Origin of the sequence: Flavobacterium psychroterrae (assembly GCF_018380615.1) — a bacterium.
Classification (GTDB): domain Bacteria; phylum Bacteroidota; class Bacteroidia; order Flavobacteriales; family Flavobacteriaceae; genus Flavobacterium; species Flavobacterium psychroterrae.
Window position 1 is genome coordinate 120,302 of sequence record NZ_JAGYVZ010000004.1, and the last position, 19,724, is coordinate 140,025.

Consider the following 19,724-nt stretch of genomic DNA (forward strand, 5'->3'; position numbering starts at 1 on the left):
ATTTACTACAAAATTATTTTTCTCTCAATATCGTTATTACTGATATTGAAAAATATACATCGTTTTAGTAAATAATATTTAAAACTCTATCTATATTTGCACAAAAAACTGACCTTAATGGAAAAAATATTCGACAACACCCAAGTTGCATTTTCGTTAAAAAGCGATACAGAACTAGATAGAGCTTATTTTCTTTTTAAAATGATTGACAGTCAGCCTTTAGTAAGGATAGGAACTGCTGTTACTAATTTTGCTATAAAAGCTAAACTTCCTGTAGAAGGATTAATTCGTGCAACTGTTTTTGACCATTTTTGCGGTGGTGTAAACGAAAACGATTGTATTACAGTGGTTGACAAAATGTTTACCAAAGGTGTTTCATCCGTATTGGATTATTCAGTTGAAGGAAAAGAAGAGGAAGAGCAGTTTGATGCTGCCTTAGAAATGACTTTGAAAACGGTAGAATTTGCAAAAGAAAGATTAGCGATTCCGTTTGCTGTATTTAAACCAACAGGTTTTGGTCGTTTTGATTTATATACTAAGGTAGGAGAAAAACAAGCGTTAACTCCAGACGAACAGGCAGAATGGGATAGAGTAGTAGCTCGTTTTGATCACGTTTGCAGTGTGGCGCATAAAAAAGATGTTGCTTTATTAATTGACGGTGAAGAAAGCTGGATGCAGGATGCTGCCGATGATTTAGTTACCGAAATGATGCGTAAATACAATAAAGAGAAAGCAATTGTTTTTAATACTTTACAAATGTACCGTTGGGATCGTTTGGATTATTTGAAAAAATTGCATGAAGTTGCTAAAAACGAAGGCTTTTTTATTGGAATGAAATTAGTTCGTGGCGCTTACATGGAAAAAGAAAACAAAAGAGCGGAAGAAAAAGGATATGTTTCGCCAATTTGTGTTTCTAAAGAAGCTACAGATATTAATTATGATGCTGCTGTACATTATATGTTAGAGCACTTAGAGATTATGTCCATTTTTGCAGGAACTCATAACGAATTAAGTTCTTACAAATTGATGGATATGATGCAGGAAAGAGGAATTGCAAAAAATGATAATAAAATCTGGTTTGGACAATTATACGGAATGAGCGATAATATTAGTTACAACTTAGCCGAAAACGGTTATAATGTGGCTAAATATTTGCCTTTCGGACCAGTAAAAGATGTTATGCCATACCTGATTCGTCGCGCTGAAGAAAACACTTCGGTAGCTGGACAAACGAGCCGCGAATTATCAATGATAAAAGCAGAACGTAAACGTAGAAAAGGAAAATAGTTTAAGATTTTAGATTTTACAAAAAATCCATTTGCTATGCAAATGGATTTTTTGTGTATTGGAATTTGGAATTTCCTAAAATTGGAATTTCAATTTAATAGTTACTAAACTGAAGATTACTCAGGTTTTTATAAATTCCGTTTTCAAGATTTATTAATTCCTGATGGGTTCCTTCCTCGGTAATTTCCCCTTTATCCAGAACTAAAATCTTATCAGCGTTTCTAATCGTCGATAGGCGGTGAGCAATAATGATACTTGTTCTTCCTTCCATCAATACTTCTAATGCTTCCTGCACTAGTTTTTCGCTTTCGCTGTCTAATGATGATGTTGCTTCATCTAAAATCAGAATACTTGGGTTTTTTAGTAATGCTCTTGCAATTGCAATACGCTGACGTTGACCTCCTGATAATTTTACGCCGCGTTCGCCTACAACTGTTTCAAATTTTTCAGGGAAACCTTCTACAAAGTTTAATGCATTAGCTTGTTTTGCAGCGAGCATGATTTCTTCATCTGTAGCGTCTGGTTTTCCGTAAGCTATATTTTCTTTTATGGTTCCTCCAAATAAAATAACATCTTGCGGAACTATACTCATATTGCCACGAAGATTTTCTAAATCAAAGTCGTAAATGTTTTTTCCGTCAATAGTAATTTCTCCGGATTCGATATCGTAAAAACGTAACAATAAAGAAGAAATAGTTGATTTTCCCGCTCCACTTGGACCCACGATTGCTATTTTTTGTCCAAATTCAGCAGTGAAATTTACATCTTTTAAAACCTGAACTTCTTTTCTTGAAGGATAACTAAAAGCTACATTTTTGAAAGAGACATTTCCTTTTATTTTTTCTAACGGAATTCCGTTTTGAGTTGAATCTATTTTTTCCGGAGTTTCTTCTAATAATTCAAAAACTCTTTCTGTAGCACCAATTGCTTTTTGAATTTGAGCATATAATTCGGCAATTCCTCCAAATGAAGCACCTACAAATGTAGAATACAATACAAATGAAATCAATTGTCCTACGCTCATTTCGCCTGCAATACTCAAACGTACACCATACCAAACTACAGCAACGATAGCACCAAACAAACAGAAAATAATGAACGATGCAAAATATCCTCTGTATTTACCGCCTTTTATAGCCAGTTTTACAACTTCGCTTATTTTACCTTTATAACGGGCAACTTCGTACCATTCGTTAGCAAATGCTTTTACAATGCTAATTCCCTGCATGGTTTCTTCAACAATTACCTGACTTTCGGCAACCTGATCTTGTACTTGTTTCGAATATTTTCTAATAAAACGACCAAAAATTACAGCAGCAACCGCAACAAGCGGAACTACAGCTAACATTAATAAGGTTAATTTAAAGCTTTCTGTAGCCAATAAAATAACACCACCAATAATAAGTATAAATTGACGCAAAAACTCTGCAATTGTCGATGTTAGTGTATCCTGAATCTGAGTAATATCTGCACTAATACGGCTATTTAATTCTCCAACTCTTTTTTGGGAGAAAAACGTCATTGGCAATTTTACTAAATTTGTATATAACGACAAACGAAGATTTGCCAGAGTATTCTCAGTAAAATTAACAAATAATGATAATCTGAAAAAAGAACAGAAAGATTGCAGAAATAAAATTACTATCAGTCCTAATGCAATTTGGTTTGCCTGAGCGCCGTCTTTGTTTTTTACACAGTCAATCAACATTCCCATTAATTTAGGAAAGGCTAGGGCAGTGGCTCCGGTTAGTAATAGGAAAACTAATCCAACGTAAAATTTCCATTGGTGTTTTCCGGCGTATTTGAAGATTATGGTTGCTTTGTTTAGTGAAGTAGCGGTAATTTTTGATTTGGGTAAATCATTTTCTTTCATTCTTGCCATTTGAGTATACAATTAAGGTATACAAATGTATGATTATAGTGAGTGAATACAAAGTAATATTCAAAATTAGGTGTTTGAATACCATTTTATAAATTGATTTAGAAAAAACTGAATATTATCCTGAGATTAAATAACTGTAAAAGAGTTTATTAAAATAATTAATAAAAATTTATTTCATTTTATTTCTAAAAACGCTTGCAAATACAAAATCTAGCTGTATATTTGCACTCGCAATCACACAATGATAGCAACCTAGTAAAATAGGGCGATTAGCTCAGCTGGTTCAGAGCACCTCGTTTACACCGAGGGGGTCGGGGGTTCGAACCCCTCATCGCCCACCAAGAAACTCCTTAAGAAATTAAGGAGTTTTTTTTTAAGGAATTTTCAACTTTCTTTACTATTATTAAGCAATCATCGAATATAAATCATAAATAACCTATTACGGATTTTCAGTTCATATAGGTAATGATTTTGTTTTATAAGTTAGACGTTACTTTTTAACACTTTATGTCAATTTCATTGTAAGTTATCCAACGTTTAATATTACCTACAAACCTTTTTAGATGATCCTCATTCAGGAATATATTTGTCCAATATTCAAATCTATCACATTGAATACTTATATAGTAAATCATAATAGCAAGGCAGGCATAGGGCAATAAGTTTTTTTCTTCTTCTGATATTTTAGTCTCGCTTTCATAACCTTTTAAGAAGCTCTCAGCTTTAACTGAATAGTCATTTTCATTCAGATTAGTCAAAAAAAGTTGATATAAAAAATACGAAATATCAAGACATAAACAACCATTACCACAAAAGTCAAAATCAAAAAAAGTTACTTCCTTCTCTCTATCAATGTGCATATTGTCAAACCAAACATCTAGATGGACAGCTCCGGATCTTATTTGTTTTTCATTCAAATTATTAAATTTAGTTTTAAGGAAGTTTGACAAACTTTCTAAAAATTGAACTTCATCAGATGTACCCTTAAAAAAGAGATTTGTCCTTATCAGAGACTCATCTAGTAAAGTTTGTATATTATAATTTATCCTGTTTAAAGTAAAATTTTCCGCTGCTTGATGAACTTTAGCTAATCCTTTGCCTATATAGAAGCTTGTATCAGCAGTGAATCTTGCTGTTTTTAAACCCTTCGCGTACGAAAATAATACACCATACCTTTTTCCTTCAGGGGCGTCAAATTCCTGAACTAATTCATCCGATATATCTGTTATTGGATACGCTACCGGAGTATTACTATTTTTTAAATGCAATAAAAATCTTAATTCTTCATCTATTTCCAATTTAGTTCTCCAATCATATGTATACACTCTAAAAACATACTTTTTTAAACCATCTGTGACAATATAGAGATGGTTCATTGCTGCTCTGAAAAGCTTACAATCTGCATTTTCACTAAGATCGTATTTATATCGTATGTGGTCAAGGAGTTTATTGGGAGAAAGGGTACTGTTTATAACTTGAAATTCTTGTGCCATTTTTATATACTCTTATGTTTTTTTTTGAAGAGGGCAAATGTATAATACTTTATTCAGAAAAGAAATCTTTACTGAATACTTAGATGATACTTACGTTACACTGTCACTTTTAATATGGCTATTATAATAAATACTTTTCTTCAAAAATTAAAGTTATTTTAAACCTCAAAAAACTTAAAAGTCACGAGATGTTCGACTCTAATCCCTGAAAATCCTTAAGAAATTAAGGAGTTTTGTTATTCTTTATATTTTTCTTTTTGCACTCCTTTGCTATTTGAATCAATCCAAAAAGGATCAATATGATTTTTATGCTATTTTGCTAATTTTGAAATTACGGTTTTGTAGTTAAATTACCTGTATATTTCGCAATAAATTTTATCTTTAACAAAAACAATTAGTCATAAAATTAACAACCTCGCCAGGCACTGGAAAATTGTAAGCAATTTTGCAATCAATGATGAATTAAAAAACTATTAAAATATAAAATGACAGAAAACATTAAAAATCGTAAATCAGTAATTCTTCTTTTATTTTTTTTTATCCAATTAGTTTCACTTTATGGACAATCGCAAAAAGAATATTCAAAAGAGATACTATCAAAAATTGAACAGATTGAAAATAATCTTTCTAGCTGGGTACAAATAGAAAATATGACCCAAAAATGGACGTTGCAAGAAAGAATGAAATTTTATCATGCAAACGGAGTGAGCATCGCAGTAATTAAAAACTATAACATTGAGTGGGCAAAAGGTTACGGATGGGCTGATAGTCTCCAACAAAAGCCTGTTACAACAAAAACCTTATTTCAAGCAGGTTCAAATAGCAAATCTCTAAATGCCGTAGGTATATTAAAATTGGTTCAAGAAGGAAAATTAAATCTCAATACAGATATAAATGAATACTTAAAAAGATGGAAATTCCCTTATGACACTTTGTCAAAAGGGAAAAAGATATCTATCGCAAATTTACTAAGCCATACTGCTGGCATTAGTGTACATGGATTTGCTGGATATGAATATGGAGATAAAATACCAACTCTCGTCCAAATATTAAATGGTGAAAAACCCGCAAATTCAGAAGCAATTCGGTCAATGTATGAGCCATCTCTTAAATTTGAATATTCTGGTGGCGGAACAACTATTTCACAATTAATTATAGAAGATGTTACAAAAAAACCTTACGATGAATATATGTGGGAAAATGTATTAAAACCAATGGGAATGACTAATAGTTCTTATACTCAGCCGCCAGCATCATCTAAACTAAACTTATTAGCTACAGGTTATTACAATGATGGAAAAGCCGTAAAAGGTAATTATCATATTTATCCGGAAAAAGCAGCTGCCGGACTTTGGACAAATCCAACAGATTTAGCAAAATATGTAATTGAAACTCAATTGGCTTTAAAAGGAAAATCTCAAAAAGTACTTTCAAAAAAAATGACTGAATTGAGACTAACACCTTATATTGATAAAAAATCAGCATTAGGAGTCTTTATAATTGAGAAAAATGGAGTTAAAAATTTCGAACATGGGGGTGTTGACGAAGGATTTGTAAGCCAATATGTAGGAACTCTTGAAGGAGGAAATGGAGTGGTGGTTATGACAAATACATATAATACAGCTTTATTTGATGAAATTATCAGAAGTGCTGCGATAGTATACAATTGGAATAATTCTTATACACCAGAAATTAAAAAAGAGATTTACATTAAAAATGCAGATTTACAACCTTACTTAGGAAGATATGGAAGTGGAAATTATATCTGGTCAATAATTGAAAAAGATAACGGCATTTATTTAAGTATAAATGATAATGAATATTGGGGAACTTGTATGTGGAAAATGCACTTCACTAATTATGATGATTTTTTTGTTATGGAAAAAGATAATAAACTTAATTTTATAAAAGATATATCAGGAAAAATTACAGGACTTAAATGGAATGACGACATATTAAAAAAAGTTATAGAATAAAAACTGCCTTAAAAATCTACAAAGCGAGATTATTAATTTGTGTAATTGGAATATCGATAAACTCCTTAAGAAATTGAGGAGTTTTTATATCATTATATTTTTTGTGGGCACGTCTTGATAAGTATTTCAATTCATTTATATAGTTTTAACTTGTCAATCTAAATAAAATAAGATTTATATTATTTCCGACCACATTATCCAATTTTATAAAATTTAATTTTTGAAGAAGTTTAGTTGAGCTTTGATTGTCTTTATGTGTTTGTGCATCTATCGTTTTTATTCCGAGTGTTGTAATTGCATATTCTAAAACTTTACTGGCAGCTTCAATCATAATTCCTTGACTCTGATATTCGGTACGAAGCTCATATCCAATTTCACTTGTCTTTAAATTACCTGAAAACTCAAAGAGACAAATTGTACCAATTAATTTATACTCACCAGTCCTTGTAATTGCCCAATAAAAAAGTGTATCACTTTCATTTTCGATTATGTTATTGATGAATTTTAAGGCATCTTCTAATGTTTTACTTGGTTTTCTGTCGAGAAATTTATTTATTTCTTTGTCCGAACGCAATTGCAGTATTTCTTCAGAATCCTTTTTTGAAAGTTTCCGAAGTGTAAGCCTTTCGGTCGTCAATATTGGAAAATTTTGCAAGTCTCTGTTCATTTTAAAGTGTTTATTTTTGCTAATAAAATGACTCCGTTCAACTAAAAATAGCATTGATACAACCTTTTATATTGGCTTTGAGTAATAAATGACTTTTTATAAAGCGAATGTAAGAATTTTTTCTGCGGCTTATTAAATTTTTTAAGATAGAGAATCCTTAAAAACAGATGATGCTCAGAATTTCGAAACATACTTTTAAATCTCAAATCCACTATCTAGTTTACAAACGAAAAAATATAAATACAGAATTACTTGTATATTGTTGTCGTGTATATTATATTTGCGACAATAATTAAAACTTATAAAAATGAGAGAATTAACATTTGCATCACTTCAAGTAAAAAATCTGGAAGCATCAAAGGACTTTTATCAAAAACAGTTAGGATTTGAGATTGGAAATGAAAATCCGCAAGCTTGTATCTTTAAATACAATCAGGGAGAAGCAAGTTTTGCTATTCGAACACCTCTTGAACCTATTGAAGGAAAAGAATTGGGTATTGGCGTGGCTCTTTGGTTTGCCGTTAACGAAAATGTGGACGAACTGAAAGAGAAATTCATATTGAACAGAATAACCACGGCTGGGCCAATTATTGAAACACCTTTTGGCAGAGCATTTCACGTGAAAGACCTTGACGGTTATAAACTTACATTTCTGGAGTCAAAATAAAAGTAAATTATTTACTAATTTAGAAACAGATTTTAAAAGAAACAATTTAGTTATTGAAACTACTAAAGATTCCTATGACTATCTTTGATTTAATAAACCCGATTTTGATTTAATATTGACAACAATGCTTCAACATCATTATGCCTAAAGAAATTAATTTTCATTTTAAAAGTCCAAAGGATAGTCCGGGTTATTTACTTGGACAACTTACAATGCTCTGGCAACGCAGACTTAAAAAAGTTTTAGATCCCTTAGATTTAACGCAAACACAATTTGTATTATTAGCAGCTTTAGGCTGGCTTTCAAAAAAAAGTAACGCTGTAACCCAAGTTGATATTGCCAACCAAAGTAATGCCGACAGAATGATGGTATCAAAAGTCTTGCGAACGCTTGAAGATAAAGGTTTCATAACCCGACAGGAACATGAAACGGATACAAGGGCAAAAACAATTCGGTTAACGAATGCAGGAGAAACCGTTTTGCAAAAAGCAATCATGGAAGTTGAAAATGCTGACCTTGATTTCTTTTCTACGTTAGACGAAAATCTCTCATCTTTCAATTCTAATATGGCAAAACTTATTGAGATCAATAAGACTGAATAAAAATATTTTAACTAAATTATTTAACAATTTTAAATTTTCATTTAGATAAATTTTAAAAGTCAAATGCTATATTATTTCAATGCAGTATTTGACTTTTAGCTTTTAGAATTGAATAAAACAACAGTATTATCCACAATTAAAGGAACTTTTAACTTCACAAACGCTATAATAAATTTTTACTATATTTGACCTACATGTTAGTTTATTTAATGAATTTAAGATATTTAAAATCAGATCATTAGCTAATATATAAAGAGTATTTTTACTATAAAGAGTTACTTTAAAAAGAGTAATTTCATATTATTAGAAATAAAATAGCAAACCCAAATTTTAAAAATGAAAAAAAACATAATAACTCTCTTATTTGTATTTACTGTTATAAATATCTTTGGGCAAACGCCAATCGACTCAAAACCAAATGATTTGGTTGCTCATAAAGTACTGAATCCACTTAAAAAAGTTCCTTTAGATGTGGCATCAATCTTAATGTATGATTATGATGGCTCACTTATATCATTTGATTTAGAAGCTGAACATATTAATTGGACTGTAAAAGCAACAGATGCTTATACTGAAATGTGCGCCAATCAAATCACGCTACAAGATGGAGTTATATATATTCCTTTTATTAACGGTGAAATTTTTGCAGTTGACAACCAAACAGGTGAAATTTTCTGGAAATCAAGGTTGGGGAATGTTACAGATCAAATAGTACTGAAAAATCAAATTCCCGTAATAAATAACGGAAAATTGTATATCACGACTCAAAGTCCTATCAACAACGTTTACGCTCTTAATCTAAAAGATGGCAGTTTAGCCTGGAAATATCAGCTCGAATCTTCAAATAATGATAATCCGGTTTTGTTTTTTGACAACAAAATTTTCACACAAAGTGCATCCAGTTTTTATAGTTTAGACGCAAATACAGGAAAACTTATTTACCAAAAAACCTTTGAAGAACCTATAACTGGAAAACCTTTAACAGATGGTGAAAATGTATTTGTAGCAAGTGAAAAAAATGTGCTTTTTGCCTTAAGTCCTAATAAACCAGATATTTTATGGGAATTTAAAGTAGATGAAAATCAGCATTCTATCAAGGAACATATCGTTTGCAAAGACAAAAAAGTATATTTTGCAGCACAAGGCGAGGAAGTTTCTTCTATATATGCTGTAGATTCTAAAACTGGAACTCAGTTATGGAAAAGGGATTTTAAAGACGACAATCTTCAATACATCCTTGAGGAAAGTGATAATATTTGGGGATATACCCGTAAAGCAAAACTTTTTCAGATAGACGTAACAAATGGCGAAATAGCTTTCGAGGTAAAATTAACAACGAAGCCAATCTCAAATATTGAATTTTCGAATGATGATGAATCTTTGTTTTATTATTCAGATGCTGCTTTAATTCAATTCGAATTTAAATCAAAAGACGAAAACGAAGTTTATCTTCGAACTTCTATTAAAGACGACGTTTATAGTGCATTTGTAAAGATGATTAGATAACAAAACTAAGCCGTTTCAACAAGAAACGGTTTTTTTATAGACATTTACTTTTATTAAAGTCTTATCTTAAAAGGTTTTATTGTAAGTAAAATACTAAATTAGCCTGTTTTTTACCAAAACAGAAAAGTGTAATGAAATTTTAAATATCTTTGAATTATGAGCACAGCAACAAAACCAAAACACATTGGCAGAAATATAAGCCGAATCAGAGAACTTCGTGGTATGAAGCAAGAAACACTTGCAGAAGCAATTGGCATAAGTCAACAAACTATTTCTGCAATCGAAAATAGTGAAACTATTGATGAAGTAAAACTTAATATGATTGCTGAAGTATTAGGAATTTCGGTTGAAGCTATAAAAAACTATAGTGATGAAGCTGTTTTTAATATCATCAGTAATACTTTCTCAGATAACAGTTCAAATAACAATAATTATCAATGTTCAATTAATCCATTAGATAAAATTCTTGAATTATACGAACGTTTATTGCAATCTGAAAAAGAAAAAAATGAATATTTAGAAAAGTTATTAAAAGAAAAATAATCTTTTAAAATCATAAAAAAACTCCATCAGAAATAATGGAGTTTTTTTATGATTTAATTATTTTGCTATTGCAATAAAAGACTTCATTGCTATAAAACAAGTTACAAAATTCAAGTATGCATACACTTACAGAATATCTTGAAGATTTAAAATATAATAGTCCTATAATTAAAAGAATATTTGTTGAACTTTTACTTGCTGAACTCGTCAATGAAAATTATCCTGAAATTAGCGATAAGGATAATCTAAATAAATTAAATTTTATAAGTGAATTTATTCCTATCTATTTAGATATCAAAAATCAAAAATTTGAATCAATACTAAATATTGAAATTTTGCTTCACAAATATTATGAAAAATCATTGAGTTTTAAAACGATTATTGAGTCAATATTTGTAAAGACATTTGAGAAATTAGGTAAAACAAAAATTCCGTGGGATAACGAACTAGATGTAGAACCTATTGATAGATTTATTAAAATTCAGGATATAATTCCATTTAATTTTCCTTTAAATATTGATTCTTTGAAAAGAGAAAGATATTCTGGTTTATCAGACAAAAGATTCAGTGAATTAAAACAAGAATTTACTTCATTACTTTTAGAAAAAAACAATCCAAATATTATTTCTGTTGGTATTTTAAATAGTTATGCAAATATAAATTTGCCTAAAGTTTATGATATCATTTTTGATACGAGAGATTTATCAAAATTTATAGAACAAAAAACAATCGTAAAATGGGCTATAAATTACAGGGATATTTTCCATACAGATTTATGGCGAGGACATCACTCGCATTGTCTGATTGAAATTATTGGTGAGATTCCTGAAATATTTAGTGAGTTACCTCAAAATGATGGAGTGATGACATTACATAAAGGGATTGGACTTTGTACAAAATATGATTGGCAATTTATAAAAGAAAGTAATGCATACAAATCAATTTTTCGTTAAACTTTTAGATATTGAAAAAACAATCATTCGCAAACAGATTTATTAAAAAGAAAGAAAACTCCATTATTTCTAATGAAGTTTTAGTTTATTTTACAAAAATGTCTTTATTTGATCTAATCTTATTTCTCCACTCTTTGCAAATCTAAATCCTGAAAGTCAAAACTAAAATCAATATTTGGCGAGATTCCTTTCATTTTAATAGATTGCGCTTTACCATTTTCGTCAAGCGAAAACATAGCAAATGCATCACAATTCATTGCCTGATATTCCCATTTTATGGCAAATGTATTGGCTTTATAAAAAGCCATTAAACCATTTAATTTAGGGGAACGATAGGATTTGAACCATAATTGTTTATCTTTTTCAAATACTTCGATTTTTCCAAACCATTTGTCTAAATAAACACCTGTAAAGTCTTCATTTTTAAGTTTTACAGCTTTTGAATATTTTACTTTATCCCAGACCTTTTTAGTTACGTCATCGCCGGTATCTTTGCCTTTTTGCATTGATTCGGCTATTTTATTTGTCCAGCTAAAATCATCCAAACCTAAATAACTGTCTGAAATAGTATTTGCAACGGCAGAAAAAAGTCCGGCACCGCCATTTTCAGTATTGGTTAAAATTACAATTCCTAAATTCAAATCCGGATACATTACTACAATGGAGAGCATTCCGGGCAAACCGCCTGTATGGGAAACTTTTAGATATCCTTTTTCATCATTTATTCCCCAACCCAAACCATAACCATTAAAGTGTGGATTATATCGCGGATCCGGATGGACATTCATAACGGTGTGTATGCGCCACATTTCATTATGGTTTTTCTCAGAAAAGAGTGTTTCTTTTAAATCAGTTCCATATTTCCCTTTATTCAATCTTACAATCATCCACTTTGCCATATCATCAGCGTTTGAAATTATCCCGCCAGCAGCACCATTGACTTGTAATTCAAGAGTGGGAATTGTTTTTATAGCTCCTGATTCTGAGGAATGTGGCGTTGCCAGATTACTTTTGTCTTTGATTAAACTTATTCCTGCATACGTATTATTCATTTGCAACGGATCAATAATTCGTTTTTGTACAAAAGCTTCATAACTCATTCCGCTAACTTTTGCAATAACTTCTCCAGTAACTATGTAAAGCAAATTGTCATAATCAAATTGAGTTCGAAAAGCAGAAACGGGTTTAAAATGCTGAAAACTCGTTAAAACATCGGTAATAGTAAAATTTGCACCATCAGGAAAAAACATCAAATCGCCAACTCCTAATCCAAGTCCGCTGCGATGCGTTAATAAATCCTGAACGTTGAAATTCTCTGTGACATAATCATTGTACATTTTAAATTGAGGAAGAATATTTTTTACTTTATCTGTCCATTTTATTTTGCCTTCATCTTCTAAAATAGAAAGGGCCGTTGTTGTAAAAGCTTTACTGTTTGATGCTATTTGAAAATTAGTTTCTTCGGTTACAGTTTTTTTTGTTTCAATATTAGTAAAGCCGTATCCTTTTGCATGAATTACTTTTCCATCTTTAACAACCGCAATTGATGCACCTGCAACATTGAATTTTTTCAAAGCATCGAGCATAATTGAATCAATTTTTAGCGATGATAATTGTGCAAATGTTACAGTAGATGAAAAACAAATGAAGAGGAGGGAAGTAAAACGAATTGTTGCTTTTTTCATATTGATTTTGACTTTTGATTGTGGTTTTTGATTGTGGTTTTTTAGTTAATAAATAACAGATAAAGAAGGAAATAAATGCCTTTCTTTCTTTTAAATAATGAGAATTATAGTTTAAATTAACTGTTATTTCCGGCTAATATAAGAAATATCTTTACTCAGAATAATTGTACAATTAAAGTTAATTAAAGACTTATGAACATTCTATTTCGGGGATTTCTTTAGATTTTACAGGAATAATCTTAAGTAAATAAAGTAAAAATGCTATTTTAGTCGTTTATAAAATATTTTGCATATAAACGAAAACAACGATGAGAATTAAAATTTTAACTTTCTTTTTTTGCGGATTATCAACTCTGGCTTTTGCTCAAAAAACAATTTTTAATATTAGATATTCTGAGCAACTGGCTGTTTTTGTTTTTATTGAAAATTTGTCTCAAAATTATCCTCAAAATGTTTTCAAAACCGAATTTCTCAAATCCAAATATAACAATGATGAATTGCAAAAGGTTATTGCAGAATTTGATCAATTATCATTAGAATACAGTTATAAATTTGAAGAGTTTCCTGAAGGGTCTAAAAAACCAATGCAATCAATCGATTTTTTAAAGAAAAATTTGATTGAAACCCAGAATTTACAAGATTTTAAACTTAGATCGATTGGGATTGTTACGAACGAAACCTTGAATAAACTAACACAAGTTATCAAAATTTTTACTCCAGTTTATAATGAATTAATATACAATCCAAATAAAGAAAAGTTTGAAAAGCAAATAATCGAAATCACTAAATATGCAAACGAAAACAATATTGAAAATTATTTTGAAACGGGATTAATTTTTTACAATTCCAGTTGGGATACTTCAATTCCGTTTGAGATTGCATTTTATCCGTTGCCCAATTCTAAAGGTTTTACAGCCCAGTCGTTTTGCAATAATTTTATTAGCGGAGTTCAAACTGATCTTAAAAGCTATAAAGATCTTTTTAGTGTTATGTTACATGAAACATTTCATATCATTTATTATGAGCAGCCACTTGCGGTTAAATTACAAATTGACAAAACCTTTAAAACTAGTACTTCAAAATACAGTAATTATGCGTATTTATTGCTAAATGAAGCACTGGCGACTTCGTTAGGAAATGGTTATGTGTATGAAAAACTTGACGGGAAAATCGATACCCGCGACTGGTACAGTCAAAAATATATCAATTTGATGGCAAAGGAAATTTATCCCATGATGAATGAATATATCTCACAAAAGAAACCAATTGACAAAGATTTCATTAACGGTTATATTAAAATTTATGAAGTAAAATTTCCAAACTGGATAAACGAACCCGAAAATGTAATGCCGTATCGCTACGTTATTTCTGAAAATAAGAAAGATTTTGATATCATAAAGCAAAAGTACCGTTATCGTTCCAGAACAGAATATGAAATGGAACTTTCAAAAACTACAATTGAAAAAATGCAGAAAACGGCATTGACAAAAATTATAATAGTATCCAGAACTAACAATGAAAATCTCAAACTAATAAACAATAGTTTTAAAGAATTAAAAAATTGGAAGTTTAACTCTGAACAAGAATTTGACTATAACATTCTGCTGGAAGATAAAAGTCAGCTTTTTATAATAAACCAAAAAAACTCAACATTAGAATCGTTAATTAATAAAATAGAAATGCATTAGAGAATACATTTCATAAAAGCAAAAAACTCCAGTATTTTCTGCTGGAGTTTGTATGTTTAGTTGATGTAATTTCTAAAAATAGATCAAGGATAAATCATAAGGAATACAAAGGCAAATAAATTGACCAGTAATACAACGCCGTAAACAATATTCGATTTTCCTTTGCTTAGCGACAACATCACCGTAAAGACTGATAGTGCTAATAAAACAATGGATTTAATATCAAGTCCCAGAATAATGGGCATATCCATCATAATACAAACCGCTGCAACACTAGGAATTGTTAATCCAATACTTGCTAAAGCAGATCCCAAAGCTAAATTAATACTGGTTTGAAGCCTGTTTTTTCTAGCTGCTATAATTGCAGCAATTGCTTCCGGTAATAATATGATGGCTGCAATTACAACCCCAACTAAAGTTTTAGGAAGATGATAGCTAATAATTATACTTTCGATAGTAGGAGAGAGGGTTTTGGCCAAAAGCACTACAATACCTAAACTCACAATCAGGAAAACAAGACTTGTATAAAATGTTTTATTATCAATTAGTATAGGCTCAACTATTTCTTCATTTTCATCATCTCCTACGGTTAGAAAATATTGTCTATATCTACTGGTTTGTGCAAATAGAAAAGAGGAGTAAATTACAATGCAGGCAATTGAAGCAAAAACAAGTTGCGGAATAGAGTAGTAGGATCCGGCAACACTTTCTGTAAAAGTAGGGAAGACTAATGTAAATACTATAATCGAAACCAATGAAACCAACCCAATTGTAACCGAAGAAACTGAGAAATTTTGTTCGTAATGTTTTAAACCTCCAATTAAAAGGCATAAACCAATAATACCATTCAAAATAAGCATTGTTGCTGCATAAACAGTGTCTCTGGCTAATGAAGCGGCTTCTGAGCCTTCTGATAACATTAGAGATACAATAATCGAAACTTCGATAACGGTTATGGAAATCGCCAAAATAATGGTTCCATAAGGTTCTCCAACTCTTTCTGCTATAATTTCAGAGTGATGTACAGCAGACATAACGCTTAAAATAAGTAAAATGCTTGCTACAACTTGAAATACGCTGCTGTTGTCTACCAATCCGCTAAAAAAAAGAATCCAGGCAAGTACAGGAATAATGATGGTCCACTGAAGTAATTGTTTCATATATAAATATTTTTGCCGATAGCTTTTTAATATAAATCGGCATTTTTAATTTCCCTAATATAGGGCTTTTATTTTACTCTATTTTTCAAAAGCACTCTATTCAGCCTTATTTCAGGCTAATTATTGGATGTTTTAAAAATAATTTCGTTAAATCAACTTATTCATATACAGATTGATAAGACCAAAAAAAAGCTCCATTATTTCTAACGGAGCCTTTTTTGCAATCTTTTTAGTTTATTTAGCAGCTGAACTTTTTGTTAGCCTCACAAGTCGTACAATTTGGTAAACCGCATGATTTTTTAGTGATAAGGAACGAGCGATTTCAGGAATTCCCTGCATATGTACTTCGCATAAATAACCAAATTCAAGTTCGTTAATAATTGTCCCGTGTTCTGAAATTATGTCACGTAATTCATCATTTGTCTGATAAAGTTCGATATAAACTAAATACAAACCTTCTGAATAGTCTAATGGAGAAGCTATATTCTTTAGTAAAAAATCGTAATTCTTATTTTCCATATTTTAACAATATTACATTTGATTAAGTTGGTTCCCAAAGTTCTATTTTATTGCCATCCGCGTCTAAAATATGTACAAATTTTCCATAATCAAACGTTTCAATAGTGTCAAGAATAGTTACGTTGTTTTTTTTGAGTTGCTCTACAAGTCCTTCAATATTTTGAACGCTATAATTAATCATAAAATCTTTTTTAGAAGGAGCGAAGTATTCATCTCCTTTTTTGAAAGGACTCCATTGAAGCGAATCAATTGCATCAGGATTATTGATATTTCTGGCTTCAAAAGTTGAACCCCAATCATTGACATCAAATCCTAAATTTGCAGCATACCAATCTCTGGTTTCCTTGGGATTCTCTGTAAAAAAGAAAATACCGCCAATTCCTGTGACTTTTGGTATAGAATTGTCTGTTTCATTTTTTTGATCTTCCATGATATTGTTTATTTCGTTGTCATAACAAATTTAAAAACTTGAGCAATAAATATTGATTACTAATTATTTAACGATCAAATATTAAAGTAATCAATTAATCTTCCTTCGTCAATCTATCCATTTCCTTTAGCAGAGTTGGCATTCTAAATTCACCCGCCATACTTTCAATTTTATCAAAGGCATTATCCAATTCAATTCCTATAGAAGTTACATAAAGCGGCTTTTTACTTTCGCCTCTAAATAAAGCTCGTTTGTATTTTTCTATCGATGCAAAGTTTGTTTTTGCAACACCAATAATCGGAATCGCCATATTTAGTTTTTCATATAAATATCCTCCTAAACCATACTTTTTTTCATCATCAAGATAAACAAAACCGTCGACAATAATGGTTTCAATGTTTTTTAAATCCATCTTATCCAATACACTCAAAATACAAGGCAATTCTCTTTTATAAAATTCTCCGGGAATATATTCTTCAACGTTATCAATGATTTCAGAATGAATTTTAAAGTTTTCGCTTTGATCCCATTCTGTAAATTCAAGGCAGATTGTTTTTGCTTTTCCGTCGTAGTAATAAGTGTCGAAGGCTAAAATCATAAGATGCTTTATTTTTGCTAATATAGATAATTTGGCACCAACAAGAAAACCTTTGGAAAACATAAAATATTTTGTATTGACTAGTAAAATTTAATTGTAGAGAAAACTAATATAGCTCCACATGTTTTTGTTTTGATCGATAATTTGTAAGTTAACATAAAAAAAAAGATTTTTAATTAACCGGATTTTCTTACTTATAACAAAAACAAAACCTCCAACCAAAGGCTGAAGGTCTAAAAATACTTTTTTATTTTGTATATTGATTATACCCTCAAAAATCCTCGAAAACCTCTTGCTGCATAATAAGAGTCAGCGCCATTATGATAAACAAATACCGTATTATAGCGAAAATCAGAGAATATGGCACCGCCTAATTTCCTGATATCAGCCGGTGTCTTGATCCAGCTTGAAGTTTTAGCATCAAATTTGCCCAATTGCTGAAGTTCCTTATACTGGTTCTCATTTAATATCTCAATTCCCATTTCTTCAGCCAGATTAATTGCACTGTTTGCGGGTTTATTTTCTTTTCTTTTTTCTAAAGCATCATGATCGTAACATATACTTCTTCGCCCTTTAGGACTTTCGGCAGAACAATCATAGAAAATATATTCGTTTGTATTTTTATCGAAACCTACGACATCCGGTTCTCCTTCCGTTCTTTCCATTTCGTCCAGCGACCATAATTTATCAGGGTTTGCTACGAGTTTCGCTTTGACTTTTGACCACTCAATATCTTTATGTCTATTTGTATTGCTTTCAAAACGGGTTTCTAAAACATTCAGTAATTCTTCTATTTGTTCTGATGATAATTTATTTTTCATACTTTTTATTTTATAGTTTAACCGAAATTATTTTTCTGTCTAAAGGTCTGAAATACCATGAAACAACTATTAGAACCAATAATAACGTAGGCCCAAAATAGGCTAAAGCTTCATCTCCAGATGCAAAATGAGAAAAAATAGCGCCGGACATAGCAAAAAAGAAACCTGCATAAGCCCATTCTTTTAATAAAGGAAATTTAGGAATTAAAATTGCAATAACGCCTAATATTTTCCAAATTCCCAATAATGTCAAAAAGTAGATTGGATATCCTAAATGGTTCATCATAACCACTTCTTCTTTCATTTTAATTAATTGAACCACTCCTGTCGATGTCATTCCTAACACAAGCCAAAGAGTAGCAATCCAATAGATAATTTTATTTCTTTTTGTCATGACTTTATTGTTTTAGTTTGTTTACAATTTCCTGTAATCTATTGTGTGCCATATTAATACCTTGCGCAAATGGTAATTTCAGCATTTGATCTCTCAAATCACCAGATTTGTAAATAATATGCATTGTAAGTTTGCTGGTAGTATCTCTAACCGACTCAAATTCAAGAAACTCAAGCTGAACTGCAAAAGGTGAATTTTCCATTTCAAATGTGCGCGTGATTCTTTGGTTATCAATATATTCATGAATTACACCATTGGCTTTAAAAACCACATTTCCTTTAGGATCTGATGTTTCAAACTGATAACCGCCATGATTTTTATTTTCAAGTTTAAGTACTTTTGTTCCCATCCATTGCGCGACAATTTCAGGTTCGATGTAAGCTTTAAAAAGTAATTCTACAGGAAGTTCAAATTCTCTTGTTATTACCAGATCCTGTTGTCCATCTTCGGCACTAATTTTTGTTTTTAGTTCCATAATAATCTATTTATTAGGTTTGTAATTTTTCATTATTGTTTCTAATTTATTAAAACGATCGTCCCACATTTGGCGGAAAGGCTCAATGAAATCAGCTACTTCTTTCATTTTTTTAGCATTAGTGAGATAATAAATTTCTCGTCCGTTTTGTTGCTGACTTAATAATTCACATTCCGTAAGAATCTGAATGTGTTTTGAAATTGTTTGTCGTGACGAGTCAAAATTTTCAGCAATAACACCGGGCGTCATTGCGTGAATGGCAGTTAAACTTAATATTGCCCTGCGAGTTGGGTCGGCTATCGCCTGAAATACATCTCTACGAATTTCCATTGTGCAGTTATTTGACAGCAAATATAGTGCAGTTATTTGACTGCGCAA

The 19,724-nt window shown here is 30.7% G+C and carries 20 protein-coding genes and 1 tRNA gene; 9 read left to right on the forward strand and 12 right to left on the reverse strand.

Annotated elements, in window-relative coordinates:
• Positions 1-117 precede the first annotated feature (117 nt).
• On the forward strand, positions 118-1,287 hold the full coding sequence (locus KHA90_RS06130) for a proline dehydrogenase family protein (RefSeq protein WP_213296471.1): 1,170 nt from the start codon (positions 118-120) through the stop codon (positions 1,285-1,287).
• A 94-nt stretch (positions 1,288-1,381) separates the two neighbouring features.
• Here KHA90_RS06130 and KHA90_RS06135 read toward each other — a convergent pair whose 3' ends face one another.
• Positions 1,382-3,169 carry an ABC transporter ATP-binding protein gene (locus KHA90_RS06135; RefSeq protein WP_213296475.1) on the reverse strand — a complete coding sequence of 596 codons (1,788 nt, stop codon included), beginning with the start codon at positions 3,167-3,169 and terminating at the stop codon, positions 1,382-1,384.
• A gap of 263 nt (positions 3,170-3,432) precedes the next feature.
• Between KHA90_RS06135 and KHA90_RS06140 the strand changes: the two genes are divergently transcribed.
• A tRNA-Val gene (locus KHA90_RS06140) sits at positions 3,433-3,510 on the forward strand.
• Between the two features lie 156 nt (positions 3,511-3,666).
• Here the strand turns inward: KHA90_RS06140 and KHA90_RS06145 are convergent.
• Complete coding sequence (locus tag KHA90_RS06145) at positions 3,667-4,662, reverse strand: phosphotransferase (RefSeq protein WP_213296478.1); 996 nt, start codon at positions 4,660-4,662, stop codon at positions 3,667-3,669.
• Positions 4,663-5,147: 485 nt separating this feature from the next.
• Here KHA90_RS06145 and KHA90_RS06150 point away from each other — a divergent pair, with 485 nt between their 5' ends.
• Positions 5,148-6,638: a serine hydrolase domain-containing protein gene (locus KHA90_RS06150; RefSeq protein WP_213296480.1), complete on the forward strand. Its 1,491-nt coding sequence runs from the start codon at positions 5,148-5,150 to the stop codon at positions 6,636-6,638.
• Positions 6,639-6,783: 145 nt separating this feature from the next.
• Here KHA90_RS06150 and KHA90_RS06155 read toward each other — a convergent pair whose 3' ends face one another.
• Positions 6,784-7,305 (reverse strand): GNAT family N-acetyltransferase, encoded by a 522-nt coding sequence (locus KHA90_RS06155; protein ID WP_213296482.1) that lies wholly within the window; start codon positions 7,303-7,305, stop codon positions 6,784-6,786.
• Positions 7,306-7,612: 307 nt separating this feature from the next.
• On the opposite strand from KHA90_RS06155, the gene KHA90_RS06160 reads away from it, so the two are divergent.
• The 5 genes from KHA90_RS06160 (at position 7,613) to KHA90_RS06180 (ending at position 11,576) form a co-directional block, all read left to right on the forward strand.
• Positions 7,613-7,972, forward strand: a complete 360-nt coding sequence (locus KHA90_RS06160) for a VOC family protein (RefSeq protein ID WP_213296484.1) — start codon at positions 7,613-7,615, stop codon at positions 7,970-7,972.
• Positions 7,973-8,112: 140 nt separating this feature from the next.
• Entirely contained in the window at positions 8,113-8,574 is a 462-nt protein-coding gene (locus KHA90_RS06165; RefSeq protein ID WP_213296486.1) for a MarR family winged helix-turn-helix transcriptional regulator, read from the forward strand.
• A gap of 336 nt (positions 8,575-8,910) precedes the next feature.
• The gene (locus KHA90_RS06170) at positions 8,911-10,080 is read left to right on the forward strand and encodes an outer membrane protein assembly factor BamB family protein (RefSeq protein ID WP_213296488.1); all 1,170 of its coding nucleotides are present in this window, start codon (positions 8,911-8,913) and stop codon (positions 10,078-10,080) included.
• 156 nt (positions 10,081-10,236) lie between these two features.
• A complete protein-coding gene (locus KHA90_RS06175; protein ID WP_213296490.1) occupies positions 10,237-10,623 on the forward strand; it encodes a helix-turn-helix domain-containing protein in 387 nt (128 codons plus the stop codon).
• Positions 10,624-10,739: 116 nt separating this feature from the next.
• Positions 10,740-11,576 carry a hypothetical protein gene (locus KHA90_RS06180; protein ID WP_213296493.1) on the forward strand — a complete coding sequence of 279 codons (837 nt, stop codon included), beginning with the start codon at positions 10,740-10,742 and terminating at the stop codon, positions 11,574-11,576.
• Positions 11,577-11,695: 119 nt separating this feature from the next.
• Here the strand turns inward: KHA90_RS06180 and KHA90_RS06185 are convergent, their stop codons facing one another.
• Positions 11,696-13,261 (reverse strand): serine hydrolase, encoded by a 1,566-nt coding sequence (locus KHA90_RS06185; protein ID WP_213296496.1) that lies wholly within the window; start codon positions 13,259-13,261, stop codon positions 11,696-11,698.
• A gap of 308 nt (positions 13,262-13,569) precedes the next feature.
• Between KHA90_RS06185 and KHA90_RS06190 the strand changes: the two genes are divergently transcribed.
• Positions 13,570-14,949 (forward strand): hypothetical protein, encoded by a 1,380-nt coding sequence (locus KHA90_RS06190; RefSeq protein WP_213296499.1) that lies wholly within the window; start codon positions 13,570-13,572, stop codon positions 14,947-14,949.
• Between the two features lie 83 nt (positions 14,950-15,032).
• On the opposite strand, the gene KHA90_RS06195 is transcribed toward KHA90_RS06190, so the two are convergent.
• From KHA90_RS06195 to KHA90_RS06230, 8 genes are all read right to left on the reverse strand, one after another.
• A complete protein-coding gene (locus tag KHA90_RS06195; RefSeq protein ID WP_213296502.1) occupies positions 15,033-16,109 on the reverse strand; it encodes a calcium:proton antiporter in 1,077 nt (358 codons plus the stop codon).
• Positions 16,110-16,343: 234 nt separating this feature from the next.
• Entirely contained in the window at positions 16,344-16,628 is a 285-nt protein-coding gene (locus tag KHA90_RS06200) for a hypothetical protein (protein WP_213296505.1), read from the reverse strand.
• A 22-nt stretch (positions 16,629-16,650) separates the two neighbouring features.
• Entirely contained in the window at positions 16,651-17,058 is a 408-nt protein-coding gene (locus KHA90_RS06205; protein WP_213296508.1) for a VOC family protein, read from the reverse strand.
• A gap of 94 nt (positions 17,059-17,152) precedes the next feature.
• A complete protein-coding gene (locus tag KHA90_RS06210; RefSeq protein WP_213296511.1) occupies positions 17,153-17,656 on the reverse strand; it encodes an endonuclease V in 504 nt (167 codons plus the stop codon).
• Between the two features lie 263 nt (positions 17,657-17,919).
• Positions 17,920-18,477: a DUF4256 domain-containing protein gene (locus tag KHA90_RS06215; RefSeq protein ID WP_213296513.1), complete on the reverse strand. Its 558-nt coding sequence runs from the start codon at positions 18,475-18,477 to the stop codon at positions 17,920-17,922.
• Between the two features lie 10 nt (positions 18,478-18,487).
• Positions 18,488-18,871 carry a DoxX family protein gene (locus KHA90_RS06220; protein ID WP_213296515.1) on the reverse strand — a complete coding sequence of 128 codons (384 nt, stop codon included), beginning with the start codon at positions 18,869-18,871 and terminating at the stop codon, positions 18,488-18,490.
• 4 nt (positions 18,872-18,875) lie between these two features.
• Positions 18,876-19,346, reverse strand: coding sequence for an SRPBCC family protein (locus KHA90_RS06225; RefSeq protein WP_213296517.1), 471 nt, complete (start codon positions 19,344-19,346; stop codon positions 18,876-18,878).
• Between the two features lie 6 nt (positions 19,347-19,352).
• The gene (locus KHA90_RS06230) at positions 19,353-19,676 is read right to left on the reverse strand and encodes an ArsR/SmtB family transcription factor (protein ID WP_213296519.1); all 324 of its coding nucleotides are present in this window, start codon (positions 19,674-19,676) and stop codon (positions 19,353-19,355) included.
• Between the last annotated feature and the right edge of the window lie 48 nt (positions 19,677-19,724).

Excerpts from the sequence above, each read along its gene's own strand:
- KHA90_RS06160 (WP_213296484.1), top strand. The coding sequence starts at position 7,613 with ATGAGAGAATTAACATTTGCATCACTTCAAGTAAAAAATCTGGAAGCA.
- KHA90_RS06225 (WP_213296517.1), bottom strand. The coding sequence starts at position 19,346 with ATGGAACTAAAAACAAAAATTAGTGCCGAAGATGGACAACAGGATCTG.
- KHA90_RS06145 (WP_213296478.1), bottom strand. The coding sequence starts at position 4,662 with ATGGCACAAGAATTTCAAGTTATAAACAGTACCCTTTCTCCCAATAAA.
- KHA90_RS06200 (WP_213296505.1), bottom strand. The coding sequence starts at position 16,628 with ATGGAAAATAAGAATTACGATTTTTTACTAAAGAATATAGCTTCTCCA.
- KHA90_RS06130 (WP_213296471.1), top strand. The coding sequence starts at position 118 with ATGGAAAAAATATTCGACAACACCCAAGTTGCATTTTCGTTAAAAAGC.
- KHA90_RS06195 (WP_213296502.1), bottom strand. The coding sequence starts at position 16,109 with ATGAAACAATTACTTCAGTGGACCATCATTATTCCTGTACTTGCCTGG.
- KHA90_RS06190 (WP_213296499.1), top strand. The coding sequence starts at position 13,570 with ATGAGAATTAAAATTTTAACTTTCTTTTTTTGCGGATTATCAACTCTG.
- KHA90_RS06175 (WP_213296490.1), top strand. The coding sequence starts at position 10,237 with ATGAGCACAGCAACAAAACCAAAACACATTGGCAGAAATATAAGCCGA.
- KHA90_RS06170 (WP_213296488.1), top strand. The coding sequence starts at position 8,911 with ATGAAAAAAAACATAATAACTCTCTTATTTGTATTTACTGTTATAAAT.
- KHA90_RS06215 (WP_213296513.1), bottom strand. The coding sequence starts at position 18,477 with ATGAAAAATAAATTATCATCAGAACAAATAGAAGAATTACTGAATGTT.
- KHA90_RS06150 (WP_213296480.1), top strand. The coding sequence starts at position 5,148 with ATGACAGAAAACATTAAAAATCGTAAATCAGTAATTCTTCTTTTATTT.
- KHA90_RS06155 (WP_213296482.1), bottom strand. The coding sequence starts at position 7,305 with ATGAACAGAGACTTGCAAAATTTTCCAATATTGACGACCGAAAGGCTT.
- KHA90_RS06180 (WP_213296493.1), top strand. The coding sequence starts at position 10,740 with ATGCATACACTTACAGAATATCTTGAAGATTTAAAATATAATAGTCCT.
- KHA90_RS06205 (WP_213296508.1), bottom strand. The coding sequence starts at position 17,058 with ATGGAAGATCAAAAAAATGAAACAGACAATTCTATACCAAAAGTCACA.
- KHA90_RS06135 (WP_213296475.1), bottom strand. The coding sequence starts at position 3,169 with ATGGCAAGAATGAAAGAAAATGATTTACCCAAATCAAAAATTACCGCT.
- KHA90_RS06165 (WP_213296486.1), top strand. The coding sequence starts at position 8,113 with ATGCCTAAAGAAATTAATTTTCATTTTAAAAGTCCAAAGGATAGTCCG.
- KHA90_RS06210 (WP_213296511.1), bottom strand. The coding sequence starts at position 17,656 with ATGATTTTAGCCTTCGACACTTATTACTACGACGGAAAAGCAAAAACA.
- KHA90_RS06185 (WP_213296496.1), bottom strand. The coding sequence starts at position 13,261 with ATGAAAAAAGCAACAATTCGTTTTACTTCCCTCCTCTTCATTTGTTTT.
- KHA90_RS06220 (WP_213296515.1), bottom strand. The coding sequence starts at position 18,871 with ATGACAAAAAGAAATAAAATTATCTATTGGATTGCTACTCTTTGGCTT.
- KHA90_RS06230 (WP_213296519.1), bottom strand. The coding sequence starts at position 19,676 with ATGGAAATTCGTAGAGATGTATTTCAGGCGATAGCCGACCCAACTCGC.